This is a genomic window from Enterococcus sp. DIV1059_2 (assembly GCF_051713685.1).
GTDB classification, from domain to species: Bacteria; Bacillota; Bacilli; order Lactobacillales; family Enterococcaceae; genus Enterococcus_D; species Enterococcus_D casseliflavus.
In genome coordinates, this window is the sequence record NZ_JBIOQK010000001.1 from 3,793,496 (window position 1) to 3,803,408 (window position 9,913).

Here is a 9,913-nt window from a genome sequence, read left to right on the forward strand (position 1 = left end):
TCGATAAGCTTACAAGTTGATGGCTTCTCCGCCGGTAACACCATAAATCTGTGCTGTCACATAGCTAGCTTTATTCGAAGCTAAAAAGACATAGACAGGTGCCAGCTCAGCTGGTTGTCCTGCCCGCTCAAGTAACGCTTGCTGACCAAATTCAGGCAGCTGGTCTTGCGGTTGGCCATGATCTAACTGTAATGGTGTCCAGATCGGTCCTGGGGCTACCCCATTGACGCGAATTCCTTTTTCAGCAAATTGTTTCGCCAAGCTGACTGTAAAACTGGCGATCGCCGATTTGGTTGCCGCATAATCCATTAAATGGGCACTTGGACTAAAGGCTTGGACAGAAGTCGTTGTCACGATCGCTCCTCCAGCCGGTAAGTGCGGCTCAGCAGCTTTGACTAATGCAAACATGGAGATAATGTTTACCATAAAGGTATCTTTCACTTGTTCAATCGGTAATTCTGCAATCGATGGCCGCGTGATTTGCTGTGCTGCGTTCAATACTAATGTATCTAACCCACCTAATGCTGCCACCGCTTTGTCAACGATCTCTTGTGGTGCCGCTTCGTCTCGCAGGTCATAGGGGAGCAAGATCACTTTGCGCCCAGCTTCTTTGATGTACCCTGCAACTTCTTCGGCATCTTCTTCTTCTCCTGGGAAAAAGTGTAGGGCAATGTCTGCTCCTTCACGGGCGAAGGCAATCGCTGCTGCACGTCCGATCCCAGAATCCCCACCGGTGATCAGTACTCGCCGGTTTTCTAACTGCTGACTTCCCTCATAAGATTCTTCACCACAATCAGGTTTTGGTCGCATTTCTTCTTGTAAAGCAGGCGTATCTTGTTCCTGTTTGCTGTATTTACCCGTGTGATAAAGTTCCCGTGGATCAGTCAAAATAGGTTCACTCATTCTTACGTCCTCCTTTTCTCTATAATAAAATTCTAAACCATTCATTTTTTTTTGGGAAATATAACGCTTTGTTAACAAAAATAAATCTTCGTTTATTAGAAAATGAAAAAAGAAAGTGCCCTCATTTTTGACCAGAAATCAAATAATTTCCCTTTTTTATTGAAGGGGGTAAACTAATAAGTAGTAACTGGTAGTACCTGTAAAAGGGAACCCCTAAGAAAATGACCTTGGATCAAGAAAAAGGAGGAAACAAACAATGCCTTGGAATGTCCGTGATTATCCTGCGTCAATGAAGAATCTAGACCCCTTAGTTCGTAAAAAAGCGATCGATATCGCCAATGCCCTGCTAGCCGATGGCTATTCTGATGATCGGGCGATCCCGATCGCCACGAGTCAAGCAGAAAAATGGTATGACAATGCAGATGAAGAGGAGAAAAAAGCTTTTCAGAAAGAGAAAAATCCGCAAAAAGACGACGCCCATCAAACCAATAAGAATGCGGAAAAATTAATGGATGCGGATGTAGAAGTTGTGTATGAAGACGACCAATGGCAAGTCCGTTCCAAAGGGGCGAAACGTGCCAGTGATCATTTCGACAAGAAGGCAGATGCCATCGCCCGTGCCAAAGAAATCGCCGAAAACAAAGAATCCGTGGTGAACGTTTATAAAAAAGACGGCGACCATCAAAAGGATATTGATTTGAGAGAATAAAATTGGCTGCAAAAAAGCGGAAGGAGGTCTTACCTTTGTCGTTTGAGCTGCGCGAAACGTTGCCTACTCTTTCGCTTTTTTGTTTCCTTTCACAGCTAGGTTTGATTAAAACTAAAGCAACCGTTTCTTTGACGTTTCTTTTAAAAAGCAGCGGTTCGTTGTCAGAAACCTAAAAAACGAAGACCTTTTGAATGAACCATCACTTTTAAAATTTCTCGACATCCTAAAAAATAAGCCTATGAAATGCTGATCTAGCAACAATTGTGAACCATCCGTTACCTCTGTAAACTAGCTTGTGCTTTCTTTAACTAAATAAACCTTGTATACTTGAATTATTAAAAGTACAAGGAGTGGTGTTTGTGAAAAAATTATTTTTTGTGCCGTTTATTTTTCTTTGTTTCCTCTTTGCTCTCCCAGCTGCCGCCCAGACAGTAGAAGAACCTGAACTCGTTTATGACTTAGCATCAGATAGTCCCTATGAGCAGCTGATCACGGTAGATGAAGAAGGCAACGAGGTGATTTTGACCATTGAAAAATTGCCGTCATTCCGAGCAAATCTGGCAGCGGGAACGTATCGTGTGTCAAAAACATCCGCAGGTAATTGGACCGCTAGTTATAATGTAACGGTCAATAGCCGCAATCAATTTACAGGCACTTCGAATTTAAGTTTAGTTGCTCACAGAGGAAGTATCACTTCTAGTTCATTAACTCACACGTCCACCAAAGCCACCTGTACGTTTAAGCAAAAAGCAGGTATAATCACTACCAATGGGAGTGTCGTAACCACGATCTCAAATGGGAAGCTAGTTGTTAAATAGCAGATAGGAGCATACATTGGCTTTAGCAGAACAATTAAAAAGCTGTCGCGAGTCTTCAGGATTGTCGCAAACAGCAGTCGCAGAAAAATTACAGATTTCACGCCAGTCGATTTCAAAATGGGAAAATGGGCGCGGCTATCCAGATATTGAGAATTTGATTTTGTTGAGCGATCTCTACCAAGTCTCGATCGATGAGCTTTTACGTGAGAACGAAGCCTTAAAAGAGCGGATTGAAACCAACAATCAAGAAATCAACGACAAGAAAGAAAAATTGTCGTTACTCCAAAGAACGATGGCAGCAGATAAAGATGAAAGTCTGCTCTTGCTACTGTTAGCTGGAATCGGCTCCTTTCTTTTTCCTTTAGGACTGATCTTAGATGGCTTTGTTTTATGGCGTAACAAAAAAGCCAATAATTTTTATGTATTGATCTATATCGTCTGTGCCTTCTCGATTTTCTTGAATTTGTACGATGGCTATGTCCATCTCAGCAACATCATGAATTGGGGAACCACTACGATTGAAAAAGTGGAATAACTTTATTATTAAGACAAAAAGCCCGCTGCGAATTGTTTTCGCAGCGGGCTTTTGACACTCTATTTACCATTTATAAATTGGTTTTTCAAAGAATATTAACCGTCTTTAGTTAACCTTGGCAATCTTCCCTTGCTCGATATACACCATCAAAATACTGATATCAGCTGGGTTTACTCCGCTGATACGGCTCGCTTGGGCGATGGTTTCGGGTTGGATTTTTTGCAGTTTTTGTTTGGCTTCTGTTGCCAAGCCATTGATAGCGGCATAGTCGATGTTTTCAGGAATGCGTTTGGCTTCCATCCGTTTGAGTTTCTCCACTTTTTCGAGGGCTTTTTTGATATAGCCTTCGTATTTGATTTGGATCTCGACTTGTTCGATCTCTTTTGGCTTCAATGCTTCATTGGCTTCGATAAATTGTAGCATTTCGGCATACGTCACTTCAGGCCGACGCAAGAATTCATTGGCTAAAACGCCATCTTTCAAGGTAGCCGTCCCTTTAGCAGTCAAATACGCTTGTACTTCTGGCGTTGGTTTGATGCGGATCTTAGATAAACGTTTGATTTCTGCTTCAACAGCTTCTTTTTTCGCTACATACGCTTCGTATTGTGCTTCTGGGACGAGCCCGATTTGATGTCCCACTTCGGTCAAACGCAGATCCGCATTATCATGACGCAGCAATAAGCGGTATTCGGCACGAGAGGTCAATAAGCGGTAAGGTTCATTGGTTCCTTTGGTCACCAAATCATCGATCATCACACCGATATAACCGTCGCTGCGTTTCATAATGAAGGGTTCTTTGCCTTGAATTTTCAAAGCAGCGTTGATGCCTGCGATCAAGCCTTGACCGGCCGCTTCTTCATAGCCGCTGGTTCCGTTGGTTTGTCCTGCCGTAAAGAGGTTTTCGATGACTTTGGTTTCTAATGTTGGACGCAATTGATGAGGCACCACGACATCATATTCAATGGCGTAGCCCGTCCGCATCATTTCCGCTTTTTCTAAACCTGCGATGGAATGCAGCATTTGGACTTGGACATCTTCTGGCATAGAAGTAGAAAGCCCTTGAACATACACTTCTTCGGTGTTCAACCCTTCTGGTTCCAAGAACAGTTGGTGACGAGATTTGTCTGCAAAACGCACGATTTTGTCTTCGATAGATGGGCAATAACGGGCACCTACTCCTTCGACGATCCCTGTAAACATCGGCGCCCGGTGTAAATTCTGGTTGATGATTTGGTGCGTCCCTTCGTTCGTATAGGTCAACCAGCAAGGTTCTTGGTTTTGATTGTAGGCTTCATCGGGTGTGCTGTAACTAAAGTGATTCGGTTGTTCATCGCCAGGCTGGATCTCCGTTACCTCATAGTTGATGGTGCTGGATTTCACCCGCGGTGGTGTACCGGTTTTAAAACGAGCGATCTCTAGGCCAAGCTCTTTCAAATGATCGGCTAGTCCAATCGATGGCTGGGAGTTGTTTGGTCCAGAAGAATACTTCAACTCTCCAATGATGATCTCTCCTCGCAACGCTGTTCCCGCAGTGATCACTACAGCTTGGGCTTGGTAACGAGCGCCTGTAGAGGTCACGACGCCACGGCATTCGCCTTCTTCAACGATCAGCTTTTCAACGATTCCTTGGCGCAGTGTCAGATTGGCTTCTTTTTCGATCGTTCGTTTCATTTCAGCCGCATAGGCATGTTTATCGGCTTGCGCCCGCAAGGCCCGCACAGCGGGACCTTTTCCTGTATTGAGCATCCGCATTTGGATGTAGGTTTTGTCGATATTTTTGCCCATTTCTCCGCCTAAAGCATCGATTTCGCGCACCACGACGCCTTTTGCTGGTCCGCCGACGGAGGGATTACAAGGCATGAATGCGACCATGTCTAAGTTGATGGTCAGCAAGAGGGTTTTTGCCCCCATTCGGCTGGCTGCCAAGGCAGCTTCTGATCCGGCATGGCCGGCACCAACAACGATCACGTCATAACTTTCTGCTTGATATTCTTGCATGGTGTTCTCCTTTTTACGCCAGTGGCGCATTCTTTATTTTCCTAAACAAAACTGACTGAACAATTGGGTGATCAACTCATCTTGGACACTGTCGCCGACAACTTCTCCTAGATAGTCCCAGCAGCGTGTCATATCGATTTGAACCAAGTCGACAGGCATTCCTGCTTCGATCCCTTGGATGACCTCAGACAACGACTGAACGGCATTTTCTAATAAGGCAATGTGGCGAGTATTAGAAAGATAGGAAGCATCCTTATCGGTGGTTTTGCCCCCAAAGAATAGATCGGCAATGGCTTGTTCCAGTTGATCTAAGCCTTCGTTGGTCAACACAGAGACAGAAAAAATCGGTTCATCTGCTGCGTACTGCGCTAGCTCAGCGGGTGCTAATTTTGGCTCAAGGTCGGTCTTATTCAATAAGATGATCCGACGGCTGCCAGCAGTCAGCTCCAGCAATTGTTTGTCTTCCTGGGTCAATCCTTCGCTTTGGTTGAGAACCAGCAAAATCAACTCCGCTTCTGCCAATGCTTTGCGGCTGCGTTCGACCCCGATTTTCTCAACGACATCTTCTGTTTCGCGGATACCAGCCGTATCGATCAGTTTCAACGGTACCCCGCGAACATTGACATACTCTTCAATGACATCTCGAGTCGTACCAGCAATGTCTGTCACGATGGCTTTTTCTTCCCTTAATAAATGGTTCAATAAGCTGGATTTACCGACATTCGGCCGACCGATGATCGCGGTACTCAAACCTTCTCGCAAAATTTTTCCTTGTTGGGCAGTCGCTAATAAGGCTTGGATCTGCCCTTTGACCATCGTGGCTTTTTCTAGCAATAAGCGGGTCGTCAATTCTTCCACATCATCGTATTCAGGGTAATCGATATTCACTTCAACTTGCGCCAGCGTCTCTAAGATCTCTTGGCGTAAGGTCCGAATCAAGTGGGAAAGATTGCCATCTAGCTGATTGACTGCGAGATTCATCGCCTTATCGGTCTTGGCACGAATCAGGTCCATCACCGCCTCGGCTTGAGAAAGGTCAACCCGTCCGTTTAAAAAGGCCCGCTTCGTGAATTCTCCCGGCTCAGCCAACCGTGCGCCTTGTCGTAAAACCAGCTGCAAGAGTTGATTGACGACAACGATCCCGCCGTGGCAGTTGATCTCGACGACATCTTCTCGGGTAAAGGTCCGCGGCTTTTTCATCACTGATAGCATCACTTCATCCATCAAACGGTTTTCTTCTGGGTCCACGATATGACCATAATGGATCGTATGACTAGGGACTTGGGCGAGGGTTTTAGTGCCTGCTTGAAAAATCCGATCCGCAATTGCGATCGCTTCTTCCCCGCTTAATCGCACAATACTGATGGCCCCTTCGCCTGGCGGGGTGGAAATCGCGGCAATCGTATCAAATTCTTGCGTTATATTCGCCATGTTGCTTGCTCCTCCTATTTTTTCACATAAAAAAAGTGCCCACTCCACCCGTCAAATTGATTGAAAATCAATAAAAACGAGTAGACTTAGCACTTTGACTGCTTGTCAATTAAATTCTGGAAATAGATTAGCACATTTTTGCGTGAGTCGCAAGCTTCCTTCAAAAACTTTTAAATTTTGCATCTGTCCGCAAAAACCTTTAAAATAAAAGCAAAGAATAAGAAAAGAGGGATCTATTATGGAAACCATCAAATCATCAAACAGCGCTGCTCGCATTAAAGAAATCATTTTATCGACAGGAAACGTGAATCGGCCTTACGTCGTGCGGGATATCGTCTTTGCGGCAGACAAAATCGAAGTAGATCTATTTGATACATCTGTGAATTTGAACGATCTGTTGGCAGATGTGACCTATCGCTTAAAAGAAACCGCCCACAGCTACGGAGCGAATGCAGTGATCAACTGTCATTTCGAACATGACCGCATCGTCGAAGGCGACAAAACCTACCTTGAGATCTTTGCCTATGGTACAGTGGTTCAATTTACTCAATCAACCATCGGCGGCTAATTGCCTCTATCATCAAAGAAAAATACAAAAAAGAGTCCGCGGCATACGGACTCTTTTTTGATACCAAAGGCTGACCTACGTAACGTATGTTGACTTTGATAAGAATGATTTCTAGTCAAGGATACTTGGTTTTAAATTTGTTGTCAATCGCTTTTTCCCATCAAAAAAGGGAAAGGCTTGTCAAACCGCCTTTCCCTTTTTCATTAAATTCGTTTGTCCGCAGGTTCCACTACTAAGTAGCGATACGGTTCATCCCCTTCAGAATGAGTTTGAACATACGCATCTTTACTCAAAACTGAATGGATCTGCTTTCTTTCAAACGCCGGCATCGGTTCTAAAAAGACTGGGCGGCCTGTTCGTTTGACTTTTTCAGCAGTACGGCTAGCCAAACGTTCTAAGATCGCTTGACGTTTTTCACGGTAATCTCCGACATTCACTACAATCGACAATTTGTTTTTCGCGATGCGGTGAATATACACTTGAGCCAAATATTGCAGTGCATTCAAGGTTTTGCCGTGCTTCCCAATCAAAATGCCTTGTTTTTGCGTTTCTAAATGAAAGACGATCACGCCGTCTTGACGAGCGGTTTTTACTAAGGCGGGTGCATTCAATGCTTTTGAAATATTTGTCAGATAGAGTCCCAGCTGAGCCAGCGCTTCCTCATCTGAAAGATCCGTCAGCAAAACAGGTTCGCTCGCTGCTGCTTCCATCACACTGCTTGCATCCTCTGTCGTCACAGGATCTGGTTCTACCAGCGGTTTTGCTGGTACTTCTTCAACGGGTGCCGGTTCTTCAACGATTCGTTTTTCAATGGAGACCCGTGCTTGTTTTTTTCCTAGACCCAAGAAGCCTTTTTTTCCTTCATCCAGGACTTCGATTACTGCTTGATCTTTGGTGATACCAAGGACTTGCAATCCCTCTTGAATTGCTTCATCTACTGTCAGATTTTCATAAATCGGCATTGCAGTGCAACCTCCTCTTATTTTTTCCGTTTCTTTTTAGGACTCATTGCTTTTTTCAGCGCACGTTCACGCTCGCGTTCTTTGCGGGCAGCTTCTTCTCTTTCTTGGCGAATCTTGAATGGGTTATTTAAGATCATTGTTTGCACAACTTGGAATGCATTGGAAACGACCCAGTACAAGGAAAGACCGCTGGCAATGTTGATCCCCATCAGTAAGATCATCATCGGCATAGCGAAATTCATGATTTTCAGACTCGCATTTGATTCCACTTGGCTCATACTTGATAAGTAAGTACTTGCAAAAGTAAAGAGCGCCGCTAAAATCGGCAAGATGAAGTATGGGTCACGATCACCCAGCTGCAGCCATAAGAATTTTCCTTCTTGCAGAGCAGGAACCCGTGAGATCGATTGCCACAAGGCCATCAAAATCGGCATTTGTACCAATAATGGCAGACAGCCGGCATAAGGATTGACATTGTTTTCCGCATACAAACGTTGTGTTTCTTCTTTTAACTTGCTTTGTGTTTCTGTATCTTTTGACGCATATTGCTGCTGCAGCGCTTTTAACTTCGGTTGTAATTCTTGCGTTTTGCGCATGCTTTTGGTTTGAAAGTGCATCAACGGCATCAAAATGACCCGAATGATCAATGTAAAGAGGATGATCCCGATCCCGGCATTGCCGAAGGAGAGGGCTTTGATCGCCTCTGCAAAATAATAAACGATGTAACGGTCCCATAGACCAGTACTTTGTGCATTTACTTCACCTGTTGCACCGCAGGCAGATAAGACAACTACTAATGAGAGAACTCCCAAAAATAGTAAGACGCGTTTCCCTTTTTTCACGTAACTAATTCCTTTCCATTAATGAATAATTTTGGCAAGTTTTAAGACATGCTCTAAATTCGAGTAGATTTCCTTTGAGGAACAAGTGGCGATACTTGGACGGGCGATCACGATGAAATCGACCGCTGGTTCGATTCGCGGCTTCATTTCCGTTAAACTTGCACGGATCTTGCGCTTGATCTCATTTCGCTTCACTGCATTACCGACTTTTTTCCCTACAGATAAACCAACTCGAAAATGTGATTGCTCTTTAGGTAAGACATACACCACGAACTTCCGATTTGCAAAAGAATTTCCTGCCTGAAAAACTTTTTGAAAATCTTGCTCTGTTTTTACTCGATAGGATTTTCTCATCTTCGGTTCCTTCACTTCTTTCAATTAAGCTTCGCGAAACGGATTGAATCCGTAACCACTCACCTGTCAATAATACCATATTTGCCAAAAGTCAGACACTATATTCCGCAAAAACGGCATAAAAAAAAACCACTGGCATTCAGTGGCTTACGCAGAAATAACCTTTCTGCCTTTACGACGACGGCTAGCTAAAACACGACGTCCATTTTTTGTACTCATACGTTTACGGAATCCGTGAACTTTTTGACGTTTACGTTTATTTGGTTGATACGTTCTTTTCATTTATTTCCACCTCCATCAGGATAATGCTTATGCGCACAGACATACTTTGATAGTATAACGAGTCAAGTACTAGTTTGTCAATAAGAAGTTTGCTCAAAATCAGGCATTCTTTATCCACAATCCCTTTGATTTGTGTGGGTTTGCTGTTTATAGCCAATTTTTGTGGATAACTTTTTCCCCAGAGTTATTTTGGCTTTTTCCACAAACAAACAGCCTGTAGAAAAGTTTTCCACAATCACTTTTTTAACTGTTGATAACTACCCTAAAACCTAGTGTTATCAAGGCGTGATCTTCACATCGATCTGTGGATAAAGGAGATTTTTTTATAGTTATGCACATTCTTTTTCTACCTGTGGATAGTCGAATTTCGAACATGTGCATTTCCATTTTTCTTTTATCCCGTTTTGTGGAAAAGTATTTTTTTCTAACCTTTTTTATCGTAATCTGTGGAAAACTTTTTCAATCCGTGCTATTTTAGTTATATCTATTCTTAGTTATAGGAGGACAATTT

11 protein-coding genes are annotated in these 9,913 nt (G+C 43.6%); 4 read left to right on the forward strand and 7 right to left on the reverse strand.

Features of this window, described 5'->3' with window-relative positions; genetic code table 11:
* Positions 1–9 precede the first annotated feature (9 nt).
* Positions 10–903: an SDR family oxidoreductase gene (locus IGI72_RS18005; RefSeq protein ID WP_005226260.1), complete on the reverse strand. Its 894-nt coding sequence runs from the start codon at positions 901–903 to the stop codon at positions 10–12.
* A gap of 256 nt (positions 904–1,159) precedes the next feature.
* On the opposite strand from IGI72_RS18005, the gene IGI72_RS18010 reads away from it, so the two are divergent.
* From IGI72_RS18010 to IGI72_RS18020, 3 genes are all read left to right on the forward strand, one after another.
* Complete coding sequence (locus IGI72_RS18010) at positions 1,160–1,612, forward strand: DUF2188 domain-containing protein (protein WP_151196092.1); 453 nt, start codon at positions 1,160–1,162, stop codon at positions 1,610–1,612.
* A gap of 350 nt (positions 1,613–1,962) precedes the next feature.
* Entirely contained in the window at positions 1,963–2,430 is a 468-nt protein-coding gene (locus tag IGI72_RS18015) for a DUF5626 family protein (RefSeq protein WP_005226262.1), read from the forward strand.
* A gap of 16 nt (positions 2,431–2,446) precedes the next feature.
* Positions 2,447–2,965, forward strand: coding sequence for a helix-turn-helix domain-containing protein (locus IGI72_RS18020; protein WP_005226263.1), 519 nt, complete (start codon positions 2,447–2,449; stop codon positions 2,963–2,965).
* Between the two features lie 105 nt (positions 2,966–3,070).
* Here the strand turns inward: IGI72_RS18020 and mnmG are convergent, their stop codons facing one another.
* Complete coding sequence (mnmG, locus tag IGI72_RS18025; RefSeq protein ID WP_008376950.1) at positions 3,071–4,963, reverse strand: tRNA uridine-5-carboxymethylaminomethyl(34) synthesis enzyme MnmG; 1,893 nt, start codon at positions 4,961–4,963, stop codon at positions 3,071–3,073.
* A 33-nt stretch (positions 4,964–4,996) separates the two neighbouring features.
* On the reverse strand, positions 4,997–6,394 hold the full coding sequence (gene mnmE / locus IGI72_RS18030) for a tRNA uridine-5-carboxymethylaminomethyl(34) synthesis GTPase MnmE (RefSeq protein ID WP_034859087.1): 1,398 nt from the start codon (positions 6,392–6,394) through the stop codon (positions 4,997–4,999).
* Positions 6,395–6,632: 238 nt separating this feature from the next.
* On the opposite strand from mnmE, the gene IGI72_RS18035 reads away from it, so the two are divergent.
* Positions 6,633–6,962 (forward strand): heavy metal-binding domain-containing protein, encoded by a 330-nt coding sequence (locus IGI72_RS18035; RefSeq protein ID WP_005226284.1) that lies wholly within the window; start codon positions 6,633–6,635, stop codon positions 6,960–6,962.
* 203 nt (positions 6,963–7,165) lie between these two features.
* On the opposite strand, the gene jag is transcribed toward IGI72_RS18035, so the two are convergent.
* The 4 genes from jag to rpmH all read right to left on the reverse strand — a co-directional run bounded on the left by jag (position 7,166) and on the right by rpmH (position 9,402).
* A complete protein-coding gene (jag, locus tag IGI72_RS18040) occupies positions 7,166–7,924 on the reverse strand; it encodes an RNA-binding cell elongation regulator Jag/EloR (protein ID WP_081116711.1) in 759 nt (252 codons plus the stop codon).
* Positions 7,925–7,941: 17 nt separating this feature from the next.
* A complete protein-coding gene (locus IGI72_RS18045) occupies positions 7,942–8,766 on the reverse strand; it encodes a YidC/Oxa1 family membrane protein insertase (protein ID WP_010748469.1) in 825 nt (274 codons plus the stop codon).
* 18 nt (positions 8,767–8,784) lie between these two features.
* Positions 8,785–9,120: a ribonuclease P protein component gene (rnpA, locus tag IGI72_RS18050; RefSeq protein WP_015510644.1), complete on the reverse strand. Its 336-nt coding sequence runs from the start codon at positions 9,118–9,120 to the stop codon at positions 8,785–8,787.
* A 147-nt stretch (positions 9,121–9,267) separates the two neighbouring features.
* Positions 9,268–9,402, reverse strand: a complete 135-nt coding sequence (gene rpmH / locus IGI72_RS18055) for a 50S ribosomal protein L34 (protein WP_002356012.1) — start codon at positions 9,400–9,402, stop codon at positions 9,268–9,270.
* Positions 9,403–9,913 lie beyond the last annotated feature (511 nt).

Coding starts and splice junctions, on each gene's coding strand:
- IGI72_RS18005 (WP_005226260.1), bottom strand. CDS start 903: ATGAGTGAACCTATTTTGACTGATCCACGGGAACTTTATCACACGGGT.
- IGI72_RS18010 (WP_151196092.1), top strand. CDS start 1,160: ATGCCTTGGAATGTCCGTGATTATCCTGCGTCAATGAAGAATCTAGAC.
- mnmG (WP_008376950.1), bottom strand. CDS start 4,963: ATGCAAGAATATCAAGCAGAAAGTTATGACGTGATCGTTGTTGGTGCC.
- mnmE (WP_034859087.1), bottom strand. CDS start 6,394: ATGGCGAATATAACGCAAGAATTTGATACGATTGCCGCGATTTCCACC.
- IGI72_RS18035 (WP_005226284.1), top strand. CDS start 6,633: ATGGAAACCATCAAATCATCAAACAGCGCTGCTCGCATTAAAGAAATC.
- jag (WP_081116711.1), bottom strand. CDS start 7,924: ATGCCGATTTATGAAAATCTGACAGTAGATGAAGCAATTCAAGAGGGA.
- rnpA (WP_015510644.1), bottom strand. CDS start 9,120: ATGAGAAAATCCTATCGAGTAAAAACAGAGCAAGATTTTCAAAAAGTT.
- rpmH (WP_002356012.1), bottom strand. CDS start 9,402: ATGAAAAGAACGTATCAACCAAATAAACGTAAACGTCAAAAAGTTCAC.